Annotated in this window: 15 protein-coding genes and 1 pseudogene; 6 read left to right on the forward strand and 10 right to left on the reverse strand. The window is 61.9% G+C overall.

What is annotated here, in order from left to right:
• Positions 1-25: 25 nt before the first annotated feature.
• The 3 genes from ACU0AG_RS06595 to ACU0AG_RS06605 all read left to right on the forward strand — a co-directional run bounded on the left by ACU0AG_RS06595 (position 26) and on the right by ACU0AG_RS06605 (position 6,371).
• Entirely contained in the window at positions 26-1,171 is a 1,146-nt protein-coding gene (locus ACU0AG_RS06595) for an exonuclease SbcCD subunit D (protein WP_482781469.1), read from the forward strand.
• Entirely contained in the window at positions 1,168-4,242 is a 3,075-nt protein-coding gene (locus ACU0AG_RS06600) for an AAA family ATPase (protein WP_482781470.1), read from the forward strand. Before ACU0AG_RS06595 ends, ACU0AG_RS06600 begins: the two co-directional genes overlap by 4 nt.
• A gap of 164 nt (positions 4,243-4,406) precedes the next feature.
• Positions 4,407-6,371, forward strand: coding sequence for an AAA family ATPase (locus ACU0AG_RS06605; RefSeq protein ID WP_482781471.1), 1,965 nt, complete (start codon positions 4,407-4,409; stop codon positions 6,369-6,371).
• A gap of 86 nt (positions 6,372-6,457) precedes the next feature.
• Here ACU0AG_RS06605 and ACU0AG_RS06610 read toward each other — a convergent pair whose 3' ends face one another.
• Positions 6,458-6,976, reverse strand: a complete 519-nt coding sequence (locus ACU0AG_RS06610) for a hypothetical protein (RefSeq protein WP_482781472.1) — start codon at positions 6,974-6,976, stop codon at positions 6,458-6,460.
• Between the two features lie 256 nt (positions 6,977-7,232).
• Here ACU0AG_RS06610 and ACU0AG_RS06615 point away from each other — a divergent pair, with 256 nt between their 5' ends.
• Together ACU0AG_RS06615 and ACU0AG_RS06620 are read left to right on the forward strand one after the other, a co-directional pair.
• On the forward strand, positions 7,233-8,249 hold the full coding sequence (locus ACU0AG_RS06615; RefSeq protein WP_482781473.1) for a hypothetical protein: 1,017 nt from the start codon (positions 7,233-7,235) through the stop codon (positions 8,247-8,249).
• A 31-nt stretch (positions 8,250-8,280) separates the two neighbouring features.
• Positions 8,281-9,249: a hypothetical protein gene (locus tag ACU0AG_RS06620; RefSeq protein ID WP_482781474.1), complete on the forward strand. Its 969-nt coding sequence runs from the start codon at positions 8,281-8,283 to the stop codon at positions 9,247-9,249.
• A gap of 22 nt (positions 9,250-9,271) precedes the next feature.
• Here ACU0AG_RS06620 and ACU0AG_RS06625 read toward each other — a convergent pair whose 3' ends face one another.
• From ACU0AG_RS06625 to ACU0AG_RS06640, 4 genes and pseudogenes are all read right to left on the reverse strand, one after another.
• Positions 9,272-9,934 (reverse strand): recombinase family protein, encoded by a 663-nt coding sequence (locus ACU0AG_RS06625; RefSeq protein ID WP_482781475.1) that lies wholly within the window; start codon positions 9,932-9,934, stop codon positions 9,272-9,274.
• Positions 9,935-10,205: 271 nt separating this feature from the next.
• Positions 10,206-11,156, reverse strand: coding sequence for an ATP-binding protein (locus tag ACU0AG_RS06630; protein WP_482781653.1), 951 nt, complete (start codon positions 11,154-11,156; stop codon positions 10,206-10,208).
• A 46-nt stretch (positions 11,157-11,202) separates the two neighbouring features.
• A pseudogene (locus tag ACU0AG_RS06635) lies at positions 11,203-11,376 on the reverse strand (ATP-binding protein); the annotation flags it as partial.
• Between the two features lie 110 nt (positions 11,377-11,486).
• Positions 11,487-12,005 carry a hypothetical protein gene (locus ACU0AG_RS06640; RefSeq protein WP_482781476.1) on the reverse strand — a complete coding sequence of 173 codons (519 nt, stop codon included), beginning with the start codon at positions 12,003-12,005 and terminating at the stop codon, positions 11,487-11,489.
• A gap of 81 nt (positions 12,006-12,086) precedes the next feature.
• On the opposite strand from ACU0AG_RS06640, the gene ACU0AG_RS06645 reads away from it, so the two are divergent.
• Positions 12,087-12,296: a hypothetical protein gene (locus tag ACU0AG_RS06645; RefSeq protein WP_482781477.1), complete on the forward strand. Its 210-nt coding sequence runs from the start codon at positions 12,087-12,089 to the stop codon at positions 12,294-12,296.
• A gap of 247 nt (positions 12,297-12,543) precedes the next feature.
• Here the strand turns inward: ACU0AG_RS06645 and ACU0AG_RS06650 are convergent, their stop codons facing one another.
• From ACU0AG_RS06650 to ACU0AG_RS06670, 5 genes are all read right to left on the reverse strand, one after another.
• Positions 12,544-12,807, reverse strand: a complete 264-nt coding sequence (locus ACU0AG_RS06650) for a ribbon-helix-helix domain-containing protein (protein WP_482781478.1) — start codon at positions 12,805-12,807, stop codon at positions 12,544-12,546.
• Positions 12,804-13,454 (reverse strand): ParA family partition ATPase, encoded by a 651-nt coding sequence (gene parA / locus ACU0AG_RS06655; protein WP_482781642.1) that lies wholly within the window; start codon positions 13,452-13,454, stop codon positions 12,804-12,806. Before parA ends, ACU0AG_RS06650 begins: the two co-directional genes overlap by 4 nt.
• A gap of 142 nt (positions 13,455-13,596) precedes the next feature.
• Positions 13,597-16,563: a MobF family relaxase gene (mobF, locus tag ACU0AG_RS06660; protein ID WP_482781479.1), complete on the reverse strand. Its 2,967-nt coding sequence runs from the start codon at positions 16,561-16,563 to the stop codon at positions 13,597-13,599.
• Positions 16,560-17,342, reverse strand: coding sequence for a hypothetical protein (locus tag ACU0AG_RS06665; protein ID WP_482781480.1), 783 nt, complete (start codon positions 17,340-17,342; stop codon positions 16,560-16,562). Before ACU0AG_RS06665 ends, mobF begins: the two co-directional genes overlap by 4 nt.
• A 755-nt stretch (positions 17,343-18,097) precedes the next feature.
• Positions 18,098-18,349, reverse strand: coding sequence for a helix-turn-helix transcriptional regulator (locus ACU0AG_RS06670; RefSeq protein ID WP_482781481.1), 252 nt, complete (start codon positions 18,347-18,349; stop codon positions 18,098-18,100).
• Between the last annotated feature and the right edge of the window lie 70 nt (positions 18,350-18,419).

Raw genomic sequence — 18,419 nt, forward strand, 5'->3', positions numbered from 1 at the left:
GCACTTGGATTCGAGGACAGATTGAATGCGCATTCTGCACACCAGCGACTGGCATCTCGGCCGCCAATTCCATGGCCTGTCCCTTGATGAAGACCACGAGCACATCCTCGTCCAGATCCTGGCGATGATCGATGACGAGCGTCCCAACGTCGTGATCATCGCCGGCGACATTTTTGACCGGGCAAACCCGCCCCAAAGCGCGATCACCCGCCTCTCGCAGTTCCTCACAACGGTGCGGGCAGCATCAGATGCAGCGATCGTTATGATCGCTGGCAACCACGACTCTGCGGCGCAGATCGGTGCGATGGGCGTTCTTGCGGATGGCGGCGCGGCAATTGTGCGCGGACCACTGGATGAAGACGAGCGACCGCTCGTGATGTCCGATGCGCATGGGCCCGTGGCCATCTCCGCCCTGCCCTTTGCCTTCGAATATGCTGCGCGCATGTGCTTCGAAGACGACGCCATCGCCTGCCCTGCAGATGTCATCCGGGCCCAGCTTGCCAGCGCTCGCAAGCACGTGGCCGAGGGAATGCGTTGGGTTGTCGTCGCCCATGCCTTTGTCGACGGCGCCGCGACCAGCGAAAGCGAGCGCCCACTCACGCGCATGGTCGGCGGGATCGAGACGGTGTCGGCCGCGGCCTTCGACGGGGCGCATTATGTGGCCCTTGGGCACCTCCACCGGCCGCAACCGGTCGGACAGGATCACATCCGTTATTCCGGCGCGCCTATGGCATTCGGCTTTGATGAAGAGGGGCAGCAGAAGTCAGTCAGCCTGATCGATCTTGCAGCCGACGGCTCTGCCACGGTGACCGAAGTGCCGCTACGGCCGCTGCGTCAGGTCAGAACCATTCGGGGCAAATTGCTTGAGCTCCTTGCTGCCAGCGAAGTCTCCAACGATATCGTTCGCGTCGTTCTGACCGACGAAACGCCGCAGATTGATCCCATGAAGAGGATCCGGGCCGTGTGCCCTAATGCGGTCCAGCTCGCCTACGAACGCAGCGAGCGGCCCGTCGCGCAGCGCCTCGAGGAACAGCGCGCGGCGATCGATGACCCACATGCCCTCTCTTCCACGTTCCTCGACTTCATCCGCGGCGAGCCGCTGACCGAGGCAGAAGGACAGATTGTCGCCTCCGCACTTCGAGCTTTCGAGACAGCGGAGGAAGACCAATGAGGCCGATCAAGCTGACCCTGAGCGCTTTCGGCCCTTATGGGGGGACTGAGACCGTCGATTTTCGCGAGGCAACGGATGCCGGCCTCTTCGGGATCTACGGCCCTACGGGCTCGGGCAAGTCGTCGATCTTCAGTGCGATTGCCTTTGCCCTGTTTGGCGAGGGCGCAAAGGAGGAACAGGGCATCGGGACCATGAGGTCTGATTTCGCGCCTGACGACCTGCTCACTGAGGTCAGCCTGCAATTCGAATTGGGGACAAAGCGCTATTATGTCAGGCGTATACCTGACCAGATGCGTCCCAAGACGAAGGGCGAGGGATATACTGCGCAGTCGCACGCTGCATGGCTCTTTGACGTGTCAGATATCGCCATCGATGATGTCGGTCCGGATTGCTGCGGGACCCCGCTGGCAGAACGGAAGGTCAGCGCTGTCCTCAGCCATGTCGAAGAGATCCTCGGCTATGGCGCGCAGCAGTTCCGCCAGATCGTTCTTTTGCCGCAAGGCAGGTTTGAGCGTTTCCTGGTGTCGAACAGCAAGGACCGGCTCGAAATTCTGCGGGAGCTGTTCGACGTATCGCTCTACCGCCGGCTCACCGAAAAGCTCAAAGCCGATGCTGCGAACATCAGGCGTGAGATCGAAGATGGCTATCGCCTGCACGGGCACCGCCTTCAAACCGAGGGCTTCGCCAGCTCAGACGAGCTCACCGACGGCATTGCCTCGGCACTTGAGCGATATGAGTTTACCCAGTTGGCGGTTTCTGAGACGGCGGCTGTGCTGGCCTTGGCCAACAAGGCTTATGCGGCCGCTGAAGAACATGAAAAGCGCTTCGTCGAGGTCGAGGCTGCATTCACTGCACTCAAGCAGCTCGAGGCACAGAGCCAGACTTTCGAGGCGATGCGAACACGCAAATCCCGGGCGGAGCTGGCGCGGCGCATGTCGGACCTCGACACCGGCGTTGCCGATGCTCGAAAGCGTTACCGCGCAGCGATTGAAGCACACACCAACGCGGAAGCAGCAGCCCGAGAGGCAAGCGATGCTCTTTCCGCGGCGAGTGCGACGCTGCTCGATCTTCGCTCCCGCGATCATGAGATCGAAGACATCGCGCGCAAGATCGACCAGCTGAACCGCCACAAACAAGTTCTGGTGGATGCCGCCGAGCGTCTGGCTGACCTTGAAACCGCCGAGGCGGGACTGGAACAGGCAAAACAGGCTCATTCCCAAGCAGCCGACACTGAGGCTCAGGCTGCTGATCTCGGCGAAGAGAAGGAGACGGCGCTCGCGACAGCCCAAGCGAATGGTCTTGAGCGGCAGAAGCTGAACGGAATTCGTGACGGTTTGAAAAGCGAGCTCGACGCAGCGCAGGCCTTTGCACAGGCGACGCAGGCTGTGACCTTGTCGAAGGATGGCTACGAGAAGGCATCAGCAATCGCCCGCGACGCGCAGATCCGCCATACCGAAGCAGTCGCTGTCACCGAGACGCACGAGCGCGCCTTCCTTTCAGCCCAGGCCAGCGTCCTTGCCCAGCGATTGCAGGATGGGCACCCCTGCCCGGTTTGCGGCGCCAGCGACCACCCCGAACCGGCGCACGGTTCAGGAGATGCGGGTGCACTCGAAAAGGCGTGGCGCGATGCTCAGGGCGTAGCCCATGCCGCGTCCAAGGCCGATCGTGAGGCCCAAGCGGCCGCCAGTTCGGCCGGTGCCACACTCGACGCAAAGCGTGCAGTCCTGGACGGACTCGCGGAGCCGAAGCGCGGCGCGAGCGACATCGATGGCGAGTTGCAGCTCATTCTTGCTCAGATCGATGCTTTGGGCGCGCACGTCGACATCGGCCTTCTCACCCAGGAACTGGATGACGCACGCAAGCGCAAGCTGGCAGCGACAGAGACCCTCCAAAAGGCTCGCGACGCGCTCGGGGGTGCCACGACCGCAGAGGCATTGGCCCGCCAAGCTTACGACGGGAAGATTGCATCAGTCCCCGAAAATCTGCGCCAGCAAGACGGTCTGCAGGCCGCAATCGATGCCGCCACCGCAGACTTGTGCGGCCGGAAGCAGGCCCTTGCAGATGCCGATGCGAAGCAGCGCGAGCTAGATGCCGTTGCTATCAAAGCAGCAGCCGCACTGCAGAGCGCTGCGACCGCGGTCAGCGACACCGAGATCGAACTCGCCGCAAAGCAAACCGCATTTGAAGCCCGCCTTACCGAGCTTGGGATGGCCGAGGCAGATTATCGCGCGGCGATCCCCGATATTGCCGAAATTCCCGCACTGGAGAAGGCAATCGCGGGCTTTGACACCGCCCTTGTTGAAGCCCGCGCACGAGAAACGATGGCAAGAAACGCGGTCGGCAACGCGCAGAGGCAAAACCTTGAGCCCTATCGTCTGAGCTGCGCTCAAGCACAGGCCGCTGCAGACGAAGCGGTGAAGCAGAGCGCTGCTGCTCAGCAGAAACATCAATCGCTAATCGATCTGCAGAACAGTCTGGCAGATCAGCTTGCAACCCTTCAAGTCCTTGAGCAGTCCTCCGGGGCGCTGCGCGGTATCGCAGAAGCCTTCGACGGTCAGAACGAGATGCGGACCAGTCTCGAGACGTTCGCCATCGGTGCGATGTTCGATCAGGTTCTCGAAGCGGCGAACCTCCGGCTCGATCCGATGACCAGCGGCCGGTATCGGTTCGAGCGCGACACCGTCAGCGTTGGAGGCCGATCGAAGCGAGGACTGGATGTTCGCGTCCATGATATCGAGACCGGGCGGGCCCGCGAGATCATCACGCTGTCCGGCGGCGAGACCTTCATCGCAGCCTTGTCCCTAGCACTTGGCCTGTCCGACATCGTCGAAATGACAAACGGTGCCATCAGGCTCGACACCATTTTCATCGATGAAGGCTTCGGCAGCCTCGACACCGATAATGACGCCGGCACGCTCGATCAGGTCCTCCAAGTGCTTCAAAATATCGTAGGTGAACGGCGCGCGGTCGGCCTGATTTCCCACGTACCGCTAGTGCAGCAAGCTGTTCCCAATGGCTTCACAGTGCACAAGGGTGCCAATGGGAGCCAAATCGAGATCAGGTCGATGTGAAGCCCGTATGGCGCAAGCCCGAAAACTGCCGCTGGTTCAGCCAGCAATCGAAGGCAGACATCTGTCGGTGACGTAGTTGCACCTGTCGTCGATATGGTCGCAATCAAAAGTTGATTTGAAGCAGCGATCTGTCATCTCAAATAACCAACTGAGTTGGGAGGATAATGATGAAACTCGAGAAGGTTCGCGTCACCAATTTCAGGTCGGTCGACGACAGCGAAGAGTTTAGCGTCGAGCCGGTGACCTGCCTCGTCGGGAAAAATGAGGCGGGCAAAAGCGCTGTCCTTCTCGCGCTCGCAGCACTGAACCCCCATCCTTCGACCCCTGCGACCTTTAACAAGGAGCGCGACTACCCGCGCCGACTGCTGACACAATACGAAGACCGTCATGGTGAGGAGGCCGCTGTTGCAATCACCACGAATTGGCGCCTCACACCCTCCGAAACCGCTCGCATCGGCACAGCTGTAGGTGAAGGTGTCGTGACGACTGACCTGATCACAATCAGGCGCGCCTACGGCGGAGAAGTCCAAGTCTCGGTCGATCTCGATTTTGGCAAGGCGCTGGAGCATCTCTATACTAAATTCGAACTCGACGACTTGGAGCGGTCGGTCCTCTCGTCGGCCGACACTACCTCGAAGCTTATCACCACACTGGCCAAAATCTCATCTCCGACGGAACGCCATACCGCCTTGAAGTCCCACCTAGACACGGTGGGCACAGTGACCGGGCAGGTCAGCAAGCTCATCCGTGCCATGATGCCAAAATTCATGTATTTTGCCGCCTACGATCGGATGGAAGGTGCGATCCAGCTGGAACAAACCCGTCAGTTGATTGCCAATGGTCAGATCGATGAGGATGCGCACCGCGGCGCGCGCCTATTTTCCGAATTCCTAGAATATGCCCGCGTCTCGATCGACGACATCACCAACGTTGCCACCTACGAGACCTTCAACGCCCGCCTGCAAGCGGCCTCCAACAGCATTACCGACCAAGTCTTGGAATACTGGACACAGAATCCGGATCTCAGCGTTGTCGTCCGCGTCGAGCAATCCAGGCCGGGCGATCCCGCGCCGCTCAATAGCGGCATGATCGCATGGGCTCGCATCCACAATGGACTGCACCGCGTCGACACACCGTTCTCCGAACGAAGTGCTGGATTCGTATGGTTCTTCTCCTTCCTTGTGAAGTTCGCGCAGGTGCAAGATGAGGAAACGCCAGTAGTCCTGCTACTAGACGAGCCCGGCCTGACCCTTCATGGCAAAGCGCAGGCCGACCTGCTGCGCTTCTTCAAGGAGAAGCTCGCTCCACATCACCAGATCGTCTATTCGACCCACTCACCGTTCATGGTGCCGGCCGACGAGCTAGCTTCCGTGCGCATCGTCGAGGATAAGGTGGAGATGAAGGGTCAGCGTCGCGTGCCACTAGGCACCAAGGTGCGCGAGGACGTCCTGACGCGCGATCCTGACACCTTGTTTCCGTTGCAGGGCGCGCTCGGCTACGAAATCAGTCAATCGTTGTTTGTTGGCGAGCACACTCTTCTCGTCGAAGGTCCCGGCGACATTCTTTACATCCAAGCACTGTCCGATGCGCTTAAACGTCGCGGCCGATCTGGCCTCGATAAGCGCTGGACGCTTTGTCCGGCAGGCGGGATAGACAAGATTCGTCCGTTCGTCGCGATGTTCGCAGGTAACGCTCTTCACGTCGCGGTGCTGTCCGACCAAGCGCAAGGTGACAAGCGCAAAGTAGAGGAATTAAAGCGTTCCGAGGTTCTAAAGGCCGGGCACTTTTACACGATGGCCGATTTCCTCCAACGGGCGGAGGCCGACATTGAGGACATCTTCGATCCCCATCTTTTCGCGTCCATCCTCAACTCCACTTATGGGCTGACGGACGCGAATCTGCTTGATGCAAAGCGGCTCGCAGCTGCGAGCACGAGCACGGCACGGCTCGTCAAACAAGCCGAGGCCGTCTTCGCAGTCATGCCGAACACGGTTGCCGAGTTCGACCACTTCACGCCGGCAGGATGGCTTATCCGTAACCCCAAGACGCTCGACGCAAAGTCTGCGCCAGTGAGCGGCACGCTCGATCGAGCACAAGTTGTCTTCGACACTTACAACGCGCTGCTATGAGCGAGGCGGCGTGCACGTGCGCCCATCAAAGAGGCGGGGTCTCAGTGAAGGGGCGAGACGGGCTACCGACAAAGCTCGCCTCGTCTCTATGGATGGACGGGGGCCAACAGATCGCGACGCTCCAAATATGGTTTGATCTCATCCGGAAGTGACTTGCCTGGACTAACCATCGTCAGCGCGGTCAACGCGTGCGCAATAACACCATCGGGGTCGATGTCGCTATCGTCTAGGGTCGCAAGGGGATCGCGGTCCGCGTGCTTCAGGAAGTTGTACGGCTTGACGATGTAGTCGAGCAGCTGTCGCCGCTCCGCAGCCGTCAACGTGATGATCAGGTCAGAGGCCCGGGCCACTTCGCCAGCCTTGATGCCAACAACAACCTTCTCGACAACAGCATCCATGGCAGCATTGGTCGGAAGTGTGATCGGTTCTCCTTTCACCTGCGCGCGAGCGATAGTGAACGCACCAATCTTGAGGATCTGATCGACATATTCGTCGCCAGCCTTGGTGATGAGATCACGCAAAACGTTCAAGGCGGACGCTGCGACAACGTGAATCGCCAAAGGATCTTCGCCACGCTCAGCCATGATAATCGCGCTGACGACCATCCGTTCCGCTGCGCCTGCTTTGTCTATTGCCCCCATACCTGCCCCTACTAGCATCGCCTACCGAAGCCGCGAGCCTCGGTCGGCCATGTACTAAAGCCCATCGAAGCGGGCTAGGTTAATGGCTGTCGGCAAAGCTTCCAAATGCCGGTCGTTCTGGCTCGGCTGCTGTTAGCCCTAAGGCTGACTAATTTGCTTGTACGATGCCGCGAGCATCTTCAAACAACGCTGATTTGGTTGGCTAAGGGATTGTAACGCAATGCTGACGATGAGCTCAGATCCCGGTGTTGTTGGTAGCGCTTTTGACAGGTGGCGTGACGCACTTCTTGAAAAGGGAGTTAGGGATGGTTCCCTCTGGCGTCTGCCGGAACAGCGTATTGTTTTCCGCAACCAGCCTGACAGCCGGAGCGAGCGCCTAGGCTCTCGGACTGCACTTGGAACGGATCCAACAGGCACGTACTGGGCCGTACAGATCAATGAAGCGGGTACGCCGGGCGACGCGAACGTGACTTCTGGCATCGCTGTCGACGAACGAGGAGGTATCTTCCTAATTCGGCAAGGGCGGCTGAATATGCCAGTCGCCGGCAAAGGTCCGATCCTTGAGGATGAGTTCTGCCGTTTGACTGGCCTACAACCCACCCGTGTGCTGAACGGAGACACCAGCGGGAAGAAACGGACATGGTTCGTCGTAACCAGGCTCGATGTAAGCGCGGACGAGATCAGGGATGCAACTGGCCGCTTCGTCGACCACTGCGCATTGGCACGCCTACGCTATGCTGAGGTCAATGGTGATCTACCGGACACGACGCCCATCGATGAGGTAGGCCGTGACGAGGACGCCAGAAGTTACAAAGTTGGGGCTCGAGAGGCGCTTGAGGAACGTGAGGTGCGCCGGTTACAAGGCGAAGTCTGGCAGGCGCTCGCTTCGCTTCTCCGCTCGAGCAAGATTGCGATCGACAAGCCAAGGCACGCGGCCGGCTACGAGGTCGATGCGGTCGTCGCCGCGCCCGCTGGTGCGCTCTTAATCGAGATCAAAACTGGGAACCTCGCTGCCGATGTCTACGGCGGCATGGGGCAGCTTCAGCTGTATCCTAAACTGCTGCCGAAGCTTGGCGAACATAAACTCGTCCTGCTCCTCCCGCATCTGCCGCACCCCGCGCTGGTGGAGGCGATTGGTAAATGCGACGTCCAACTGCACACATACAGCCTCCCAACTAGACCAGGCAAAATGATCGAATTTGATGAAAACTTCCTTTGTTTGTGCGGCCTAAGTTGAAGTGTAACCGCCATTTGGTGGAGGAGCGACAATGGCCATAGATGCGCACCTAGACCAACTCATCTCGTCCGCTCGCGCCGTGATTGCGGCGGGATATTGGACAAAGCCAGCGGGAGCGATCCGTCGCGCCGACAAGGAAACCGAATTTGTTGCCACGCTAATCGAGAGTTGCGTCGGCCCGCTAACCGAGGCGTGGGGTGCAATCCTGAAGGGGAGCGGCTTAAATCTCACCGTACGGGGCGTGTTCCTGCACCAGCGCCCTAAGGTTCGGTTCCCATCCCCGACTGAAAATGACTGTGGGGCCGGCTTCTGCGAACTGGCGGATCTGCTAATCGTGCATGATCACGAAAATGTGGGACGCCGCGCAGTGCTTGTGCAGGCTAAGTCCGTGCCGGGCAGTGCCGTGTCGGGTGACCAGAAGGATCTGTATGAACGCTGGGATCCGTTTCGCTTTGCCGCCGGCGCGATGGGCGCCAAGGGCCGAACTTACAGGATCGCGCCGAACGATGAGGGCTGTTGCTACGGCGTTGTGCGGATACCGCCTCCAGGCCAAGAAGAACCTTGGCTGGCGGCGCAACCGCTTCCGACCCGGCCGCCTGCCGACTTAGGTCGATTTTTGGCCGAGATGCTGATTGCAACTGTTGGTGGTCGACCCGAGCCCGCTCGACCGGCAACGATCGGCGGCAGCGACGACTGGTCAGTACTGATTGACGATCTGCTCGCTGTCAGTTTGACAACACGGTATCCGTTGAAGGGCTTCTGGCCCGAAAGACGGTGGCGACACTCCCTCAGCGACCTAGCAACAAGCTTTATCAGAAGGCACCCCTTTTCCAGCGATTGGGAAGCCGTTGCCACAAGCTCAAGTAGTGGCGACGCGCTCGAACTTTTCACCCCAGGAGGCAGTTTACGTGAGCCATCAACCGTCGAACCGGAAGGTCCAGAAGGCATAAGCGTCATTCACCTCAGCACGGCGACATACGATGCAGATTTGCATCCATAATGCTGTGAGTGCCTTAGCGGCCTTAGTCTAGCTCGGCAGGCCTGCCCTTCCCCTCTCCCTTCATCGCCAGCACGCGCTTGGCATCGGCCCGAAGCTCGCCGTCAGGCCCGACATAGCGATAAGCTGTCGCCTTCGAGATGCCGATGTCAGCGGCAAAATCGACCACGAATTTCTCGCGTTTGCGCATGGCCTCTTGGAGTAAGCGGATCTTCTCCGGAGTCATCTCGGATGGCCTGCCGCAGTGCTTGCCTCTGGCCTTCGCCGCGGCGATGCCGGCCCGAGTGCGCTCGATAATCAGCTCGCGCTCGAATTCAGCAAGGGCGGCGAATATCCCGAACATGAGGCGCCCGCTGGCGGTGGTGGTGTCGATCATCGCCCCTTCTCCGGTGAGAACCTTCAGACCGATTCCGCGGGCGGTGAGCTCGCCGACGGTGTTGACCAGGTGGCGCAGGCTGCGGCCAAGCCGGTCAAGTTTCCAGATCACCAGCGTGTCCCCGGGGGCCAAAACGGCGAGGCATGCATCCAGCCCCGGCCTGCTATCGCGGGCACCCGAGATGCTGTCCTGATAGATCCGCTTGGGATCAACGCCTGCGGCGATGAGCGCATCGTGCTGTAGGTGATGGACCTGACTGCCATCGGCCTTTGATACGCGGCTGTATCCGATCATGGAGACGTTCTCGGCCATTGAGCCCTCCTTCCTGAGCCAATCTGGCTCTCTGGTGCGAATGGGGCGCAGGAACGTGCCGGGCATCAAGCCTCGCCATTGCAGAAGGGGCGCAAGTACATGATTAAACGAAATAACCGGACATGTGTCTCACGTCTCAGAACCCTCCGCTTGTGAGACTTTCGCGGGTATGAATGACGGGATTGCAAGCGGTGGAGCTCGCGCGGAACGAGGGGATGGAACGCCCAGACATCCCTACGGCCGACGCCGGTCGGCCGAACCTTCTCGTCGCCTATTCCTCGACCGGGATCGCTCGCCGCATGAAGGCGTCGAACAGCGGGACGGTGAAATCGGTCTCGCCATAGCCGGGGGTGTAGATCATGCCCTTGGCGATCAGCGAGGCGCGCACCGGACCGAAGGCGTTGGGCTTCTTGCCGAGGTGCTCAGCGATGGCGCTGGAGATGTAGGGCCCCTCCCCCAGCGCCGCCATGCCGCGCAGGTAGCGTTTCTCCGAAGGCGTCAGGCGGTCGAAACGCACCCGGAAGAAGCTCGCATCGAGCGCAGCAATCGCAGCGGGGCTGGCGATCGCGATGTCGGCAGCAGTGATCGGGCAGGTCGTGGCCGCGTCCCAGCACTGCTTGCCCCACTCCTGCAGGAAATAGGGATAGCCGCGCGTCACCGACAAGACCTGGTCGACAGCGTCGTCCGTAATGTCGCAATCTTCGGCCTTGATCGGGTTGGCAAGGGCCGCGCGGGCAGCATCGGGTGGAAGCGGGCCGATCTGGGCGAACACGAACAGGCGCTCGGCATAGCTCTTGGCCCGGCCCATCTGCCCGGCGAGTTGCGGCAGGCCTGCCCCCACCAGCGTGATCGGACGATCATTCTGCCGCGCCCGGTGGAGCGCGGTGATCAGCGCCGCCAATTCGCGCTCGGGAACATACTGCAATTCATCAATGAACAGCACCAACGCCGTGCCGCGCTCTCCCGCCGCGGCCCCGGCCACGTCGATCAGATCCGCCTCAAGGTCGCCATTATCGGCGACGCCCGGCTCACCCAGATCGAGCGATGCCTCCAGCTCGCCATAGCTGAGTTTGAACGCCTTCACGAACCGCGCCAGCGCGCCCAGACCGCGCTTCGCCAGGGTCATCGCCGCCTGCCCCCGGTCGAGCCGGAGCAGCGCGGTGCGAAGGGCAGGCACGATCAATGACGGCAGGGATTGACCCTCGGGCGCTTCGATCGGCACCGCAACGATTCCCTCCCCCCTCAGCCGCGCGGCGCAGTTCGTTGAGGAGAACGGTCTTGCCCACGCCGCGCAGGCCCATCAGGATCACACTCTGCGCGTGGCGGCCATGGGCGATGCGGTGGAGCGCAATGGCGACGTCTTCCATGATCGCGTCACGGCCCGCGAGTTCCGGCGGGCGACTGCCGGCACCAGGGGCAAATGGGTTACGTCGGGGATCCATGTCTAGGACTTTTATACAGTTCTAGTGAAATAGCTAGATGGGCTTAAAACTTGTAGAACGCGCACCCGCGGTTTGTGAAATGCGAGCCGGTCTCCCACCCGAAATCACTGTCAAAGCGCCAGCTGGGCAAGCGACCTGTTCTGCTCGGCCCGCGCTGCTTGTTCCCGCAGCTGCTTTCGATAGGCCCGCTCCCCCTGGAGCTGCCGCACCTCGCGGAACATCATGGCAAGCTGGAATCCGGTCATCGGTGCGCGCCAATAGCGATTGGAGAGCCGTCCCTCGATCTCATCGAGCAAGTGTGGCCGTTCCCGGTCGGTTGCAGCGATCAGGGCTGCAGCGATATCGCGGCCGCTGGCAATGCTCTGCATACGCGCGACAAGTGGGAAGATGGCTACACCGATAGCGGTCAGGCTGATCGCAGCAACACCGGGGATGAACACCTCCCTGCGTTCGGGCGTGACGTCGAGGACAAGCGCGGCGAGCGTTGCGATCCCGAATGCGATGATGATGGCCAGAGGCACTGAGACCGCGATCGGGTGGCGGCTTGCGAAGAACCGGGCGCGGCTGATGGGGCCGGGGTGCGGCAATCCAGCGATAGGCTGGGAATTTGCGGACGGATTGTCGGTCATGGTGATTTCCTTGTTTGAAGCATCCGGAAGACGGTGCTGATCATGCGCGCGAAGGCGCGACGGGCATCAATCGCTGCGCGTATGATCGAATCCGCCGGCGCCAGTGCCCGACCAGTGATCGAAGCTGCTGCCGGTCGACCCAAAATCATGGTGGTGATGGTCATGACGGTGATGATGGTCGTGGTGGCTGTGGCTGTGGTGATTGTGGTGGCCGTCCCGGCGGTCCAGATTCACGCCGAAGGGGTTGCCGCCGACATCAACACCGCCGATGCCGGGGGTGATCATGGGTAGACCGGTGGCCGGATTTATCCTTGGCCCCTCCTCGGTGGGGGAGCTTGGCGGGGTGCTTGAGCTGGTGAACAGGCCGGTCAACCATTGGAACAGTCGCATGGATATCTCCTGTCGTTGTAGGGCTGTCGGAGCACGGCCCTTGGGGTGGTGCCCACATGTTCACACGTTCACATGGGCATATTCTCACATTCTCACTTCAACTCATACCCCTCAAAATCCTGCCTTTTCTCTTGCTCCCTGGGGTCGACTAGCGGCCAATGGGGCTCTCGCCATACTTGCGCAGGACGTCGTCGAAGGCTTCGGCCATCAGGTCCTGGAGGCTAAGGCCATGGCGACGGGCACAGGTGTGGAGCGCCAGCGACAGCTCGGGCGCGAAGTAGCCGGAGATCGCCTTGCGGCCAACGCGGCTCGGCGGGGTCGGGACCTGAGCGACGGGTGATGGCGAGGCGGGCGCGGTAGCCTTTGTCTCGTCCTTGGGCGTACGGTCGGCAAGGTTGGCGAAGCGGTTCATGCGGATTTCCTCTCGTGAGCCGGAGACTGTGAGCGTGTGCACATGTGGAGCTGTTCACATGCCCACATGTGCAGCTGTTCGATTTCGTTCGCTGCCTTGCCGCCGGGATCGAGCTCGAACACGGTCTGACCGGCTGCGACCGCGTGGCGATAGGCAGCGCGGTCCGGCAGGATGATGGGGCAGGTCTGGCCGCCGAACCCGGCCACCAGCTCGCGGGCATCGGCATAGATGTGCGGCGCATGGGGCGGCCCGGCGGTGAACACGACGAAGGCGGGACGCGCCAGCAGCTCGACCAGTCGGATGGTCGTGCGCATCGCGGCAAGGTCAAAGGCGCTGGGGCGGCAGGGTATCAGCACCAGATCGGCGCACTCGGCCGCCTTGCTGGCGGCAAGATCGGCATGTGGCGGGGTGTCGATCACGATTAGCTCGGCGCCCTGTGCGGCGGCGGCCGCGATCTTCGCCGGGATGCGCGGCGGGGCGCTGTCGATCACCTCCGGTGGCGCGCCTTGCCGCCACTCTGCCCATTGCGAGGCGCTGGCCTGCGGGTCGGTGTCGATCAGCAGGCTGACCCGTCCCGCCCGGGCGGCCGCGGCGGCGAGATGGATCGCCAGCGTAGTCTTCCCGGCACCGCCCTTCTGGCTGATGATCGCGACCGTGCGCGCTGATCAATGGGTGTGAGTATGTGAAGGTGTGGTCATGTGCGGTGGTCCTCATGTTCACATGTGGGCATGTGAGGCCGAGCGAGTGTGCGGGACGTGCGGGCGTAGGGATCCGGGGGCGTCATGGCGGTCACATCCCGAAGTCGTAATCGCGGTCGCGCGACAGATCTGGCCCGCTGGATCCGCGCCCCGGTTCGCTGCGCTCGCGTGTCCGCTCCAAGACCAGTTCACGGTCCTTCTTCTCCGTCGCGGAGGGGAGAGCGTGGCCATTTTCCCGGGCGGTCTCGATCGCGCTGCTTTTCTCGCCAGAGCGCGCCTCAACCTGCCGCTCGACGCGTGTCGGGTTGTCGGTCACAAGCGCCGCGTTCTCCGCGATCCGGGTGACCGCGACCAGGAACGAGGCCGAGGTGTTGAGCATTCGCTCGCGCTCGGACATCATGATGATGCCGTTCTGCGCGGTCATGCCCTGCGCGACGTGGACGTTGATGGCGTAGGCAAGGTCGAGCCGCTCAAGCATGGGATCGCCGCGCGGCAGATCGTGGAGCTGGCCGTTGCCTGCCTTCACGGTGATGATGTCGCCGTCGATGCGGGCAACATGGGCGATATCGCCGTTGAGCAAACCGCGCTGTCCATCCTTGGCGGTCCAGCGAATCCGGTCCCCCTCATGAAGGGCGATCTGCTTGCGCTCGAAGATGGTGACCGCGTCGTGCTTGAGGTTGCGGGGCAAGCGGTCAGGATCGAAGCGGCGGATCTCGCCATCGGGCATGGCGAGTTCGACCTTACCATCCTTGACGTCGAGCACCGTCCCCCGTTCGCCGCAGGCAAAGCCCTGGCTGGTCAGATTGGTCTCGAAGGCTACGACCCGCCCCTCGTGATAGCCCCGGAGCTGACGCGCCCCCTCGCGGGTGATGGTGACCCGGTCGAGCACTTCCAGCGTCACCCCACGCTCGCCCACTTCCCCGCGTTCAATCAGCGCCTCCTGCGCGGCGGCATTGCCGGCGCTGCGCAATGCACGCCCGGCCGTGAGAAGGATGGTATTGTCGCGCTCTTCCCTGGGGAGGTTGGCCCACATGGCAGCGGCAGCATCGGGGATCTTGCCTGAAGCGACCTCGGTGGTGGCAGGCTTCAGTACCGCGAAGGCCTCGCCCACATCGCCCTGTTCGAGCGCGCGGTTGATGGCGACCATCTGAGGGGTCTGCGCGCGCAGGTTCTCGGTGATCTGGCTCTGCCTGAGATCCTGCTGCTGCAACTGCGCGAAGGGCTTGCCCGCCTCGATGGCGGGTAGCTGCTTGATGTCGCCGGCCAGCACCAGCTTGCCCATGTCCATCTGATTGGCGAGGGTGATGAGCCGCGCGAGCCGGTCTGTGCCGATCTGACTCGCCTCATCCACCATCACCAGCGCACCGGACAGCTCCACCCTTGCCGCTGCCACCTTATCCGCGCTGGCACTGCCATCGATGACACGCCCATACCGTGCCAGAAATGCATCCACGGTCGATGCCGGACTGGCCGTCTTCTCCCCAAACTCCCGCGCAATCCGACCCACGTGGGACAGCGCCACCACCTGCCGCCCCTCCTCACGCGCAATGGCCGCAACCGGAGCTAGCGCCGCCGACTTCCCCACACCCGCGCCGCCCTGAACCAGATGCACGCGGTCTTTGGAGGTGAGGATCGCGACGCCCGCCTGCTCTTGCCCGGCATTGAGGCGGCGAAGGCCGATGGCTCGCGCCTGTTCCTGCAATCGCGCGACAATGCCGTCCTTGTCCGCAATCGGCTGAACGCTGTCCTTGCCTGCTTGCGCAAGACCGATGACCTTGTTCTCCATGGCCAGCGCCTGCTCAGTGGTCAGCATGCGGTCACGATCCGCCGGACCGCTGCCGATCAGCAAGCCGCGCTGCTGCAACAGATCGATCCGGGCTTCGATCATGGTGACGGTGACTGGCCCCTGTCGTTCGAGCGCGGTGCGGATCAGATCATTGCGGGAGAACGCCGCCTCGCGCTCGCCCAGCTCCCGCGCGGCCGAGGCAACCGCCTGCGCAGCGGCAAAGGCTTTGGGCTCAAGCCGCCCGAGGCGCTCTGGCACCAGCGGGTCCCCATCCTTCGGGGTCAAGCCCATAGCACTGGCAATTGCCATCCCGCGCTCGCCGATGCCGCGAATGCCCTCCACGACCCGCGACCAGACCGTCTGTTCACCTGCCGCGCGTGCCATAGCGTTCTCGATCAGGCTCGCAGGATCGAAGTCGATGGCGCGGGCGGTCTCTTTCCACGCCGCGACCTGCCGCGCCGCATCCGGCTCCAGTTCCTTCCCGCGCCGTGTCGACAGGGCCGCCAGTTCGCGCTCGCGCGCACTGCCTCGGTCTTCCTTGGCCAGCTCAGCCAGGATCTCGGCACGGCGCGTCGAAAAGGCTTCGACCGCCTCGCGCGTCACCCCCTTGATCTCGAACGCACCATCGATGGAATTGCGGGCTGGTACGGTTTCGTAGCCCAGAGCTTCAACGCGGTTGCGCAGCTCGGCATTGTGGACTGCCGACAATACGTGCTGCGCGCGGTAGAGCTCGTCATTGCGCACCGCATGCCATTTGCCGTCCGAGGCCTTGGTCGCGTTGGCGATGACGGCATGGACGTGGAGCTGCGGCTCGCCGTTCCGGTTTATGTCATGGAGGAAGGTCGCGGCGATGAGATTGCCGGTGCGTTCGGGCACCTGTCGTCCTTGCGCCGCATCCCAGACCCGCGCTTCGACAACGTTCTTCTCCGCCCATCGCAGGGTTGCCGCGACGGAGTCCTTCAAGGCTTCGACCAGACGCTTGTCGCCGCCGAGCATCGCCACCAGCGAAACGGACTTCGACGCCGAGAAGGTGAGATCAACGCCGGGGCGGTGCACGCCGTCCTTCCCGGCAATCACTGACCCATCGGGAAGCCTGCCCTCGAGCACGGCGACGAAGGCCGCTTCCTCGACCTTGCCTGACAGACCTAGTACCTCGGCGCCCTTACCGAACCACGAGCTTGCATCCTGTGTCTGGTCGGCGGTGTAGTAGTTGTCGGCCGAGTAATACTCCGCCGCCGATGAGGCTGAGCCGACCGAGGCGAGCGTAATCATCGCCGGTCCTCGTGGGCGATGACGCGCAGCCCGAGATCGCGCTCCTGCTGGGGAACGGTGCAATCGGTGGTGGCGTATTCCGCTTCGATCAGGCGACACATCTCTGCCGGGCTATCGATCAGCCTGGCAGCCTGCGACAAAGACCAGCTGTCCCACAAGTTCGGTGCCATGAGGCCGACAAGGAAACCGAAGACAATCACCAAGCCTCCGCACGCTGACAGAAACCTGAGCGACAGCATGCGATCATCGCCGAGGTAGACTGCGCGAATCTGGCGCGGCTCGCTGGCGAGTGCGATCGACTTGTCGAGCTGTTCGGAGATCTTCGCGAGGTGCGGTTCGAGCGCCTCGATGAGCCTGGGCTCCAGCGTTTCGAAACCGGCAAGCAGCTTCTCGACCTGCTGGTAGAAGGCCGAGTAAGCCTCGGAGTTGCGTTGCCGGATTTGGTTGGCAATGTTCTCATGGGCACGTTGGCTAGCTGCTTCGCCGCCATTCCAGTCCGCCACGAGCTTCCCGAACAGCCGAGCGTTCTCGTTCTGCGCCCGGTCGAGCTCGACCACGAGGTCACGCAGCTCATGAACAAGAAAGCTGACTGTGGTGTCGAGGCGCGGTGCAGCCTCCTTCTGGAACAGGGCACGGCCAGCATCGGCGGCCTCAATGAATTCGACGGCCAGATCCCTGAGCAGGGCCGCGTTCGACAGACTCCGTTCGGCCGCGATGGCGCTGAACCGGGTGTAGATGTCAGATGAGACGCTGGTGTTGAGCTGTTCAAGCTTGGCCACTGGAACCTCCTTTGATTTCAGAGGCAAGAGGCGACCGCCTAGAGATCAACCTGTTGAAATATGGCGGTTCTATAGACTGGCTATAGACCGATTGTGCTGCTGGGGCAGCTTTCCCGGCGCGATTATGACCCTGTCTAGAGCCTAGAATGGCGGATTTCTGCGGGTCTACGCCCGCCCAGATCACACCGCCACGTAGCGTGGAGTGTGTAATTCTATTTTCCCCGGCGAGTTCTTGTGCCGACCTGTATTCCTGATCCGATAATGGTCTGGATTTCCCGTAGGACCCGCCGCGACCTAATCGTCGCAATGATGGTTGAGCCGATCCATTCGGTAATCGGCCCCGCTGATTCAGCGCGACCCAGCAATGCTCGACAAGCGAAGGGGGGAACGTGTGGGTTCTACGCGATCCCTCAGGACAAGGTCGGCAAGCGCGTCGCAACGAGCACTGGCCGCCCGTGCAAGCTCCGGTCATAGACAGACTGGCCATAGTCATTGCACCAATCTCGGGCGCGGGAGTGGCAATGTCCCGAGCACGGCGGCATCGATCGCCTCTTGCACCCGGTCCGCCAGATTATGGGCGTGCTCGCATGCCAGATGCACCGAGACATCGCCGAAGTTCAACGTACCGCCGCAGCAGACAGGCGAGCATGGGCCCGTGCGCCCGCAAGCGACAATGAGTGAGGTGGCGTGGCCTCGGATCACCAGCGGATGCGCGGGCAGAACGAAAAGCGGCTGTGGGGTCTCTGGAAAGGCCATTAGAGCAGCCTCCCGAAATCGCGCGGGCTTGGAGGCGGAGGGAGGACTGGAGCGACGGGGTCATGGGTCGGGAGCTTGGCAACCCAGTTATCGATGTCGTTGCGTTTCCAGCGCAATTGCCCGCCCGGGAACTTGCAGGGCTTTGGAAAGGACCCAGCTGCTCTCCTGCGCCAGATTGTGACCCTGCTCATGCGCAGGTGCCGGACGAGATCGTCCGTGGTCATCAAGACGGCTGGTTCATCATGTTCCATCGAATCGCCTCCTGTTAAGCAGTGTTCGATGATTGTGGAGTCGCCGGCGGATAGCGATTCCGCGGACTTT

This window comes from Erythrobacter sp. RANMB8, from assembly GCF_056848235.1.

What these genes read in the sequence shown, in the direction of transcription:
- ACU0AG_RS06595 (WP_482781469.1), top strand. Translation starts at nt 26, where the DNA reads ATGCGCATTCTGCACACCAGCGACTGGCATCTCGGCCGCCAATTCCAT.
- ACU0AG_RS06600 (WP_482781470.1), top strand. Translation starts at nt 1,168, where the DNA reads ATGAGGCCGATCAAGCTGACCCTGAGCGCTTTCGGCCCTTATGGGGGG.
- ACU0AG_RS06605 (WP_482781471.1), top strand. Translation starts at nt 4,407, where the DNA reads ATGATGAAACTCGAGAAGGTTCGCGTCACCAATTTCAGGTCGGTCGAC.
- ACU0AG_RS06610 (WP_482781472.1), bottom strand. Translation starts at nt 6,976, where the DNA reads ATGGTCGTCAGCGCGATTATCATGGCTGAGCGTGGCGAAGATCCTTTG.
- ACU0AG_RS06615 (WP_482781473.1), top strand. Translation starts at nt 7,233, where the DNA reads ATGCTGACGATGAGCTCAGATCCCGGTGTTGTTGGTAGCGCTTTTGAC.
- ACU0AG_RS06620 (WP_482781474.1), top strand. Translation starts at nt 8,281, where the DNA reads ATGGCCATAGATGCGCACCTAGACCAACTCATCTCGTCCGCTCGCGCC.
- ACU0AG_RS06625 (WP_482781475.1), bottom strand. Translation starts at nt 9,934, where the DNA reads ATGGCCGAGAACGTCTCCATGATCGGATACAGCCGCGTATCAAAGGCC.
- ACU0AG_RS06640 (WP_482781476.1), bottom strand. Translation starts at nt 12,005, where the DNA reads ATGACCGACAATCCGTCCGCAAATTCCCAGCCTATCGCTGGATTGCCG.
- ACU0AG_RS06645 (WP_482781477.1), top strand. Translation starts at nt 12,087, where the DNA reads ATGATCGAATCCGCCGGCGCCAGTGCCCGACCAGTGATCGAAGCTGCT.
- ACU0AG_RS06650 (WP_482781478.1), bottom strand. Translation starts at nt 12,807, where the DNA reads ATGAACCGCTTCGCCAACCTTGCCGACCGTACGCCCAAGGACGAGACA.
- mobF (WP_482781479.1), bottom strand. Translation starts at nt 16,563, where the DNA reads ATGATTACGCTCGCCTCGGTCGGCTCAGCCTCATCGGCGGCGGAGTAT.
- ACU0AG_RS06670 (WP_482781481.1), bottom strand. Translation starts at nt 18,349, where the DNA reads ATGGAACATGATGAACCAGCCGTCTTGATGACCACGGACGATCTCGTC.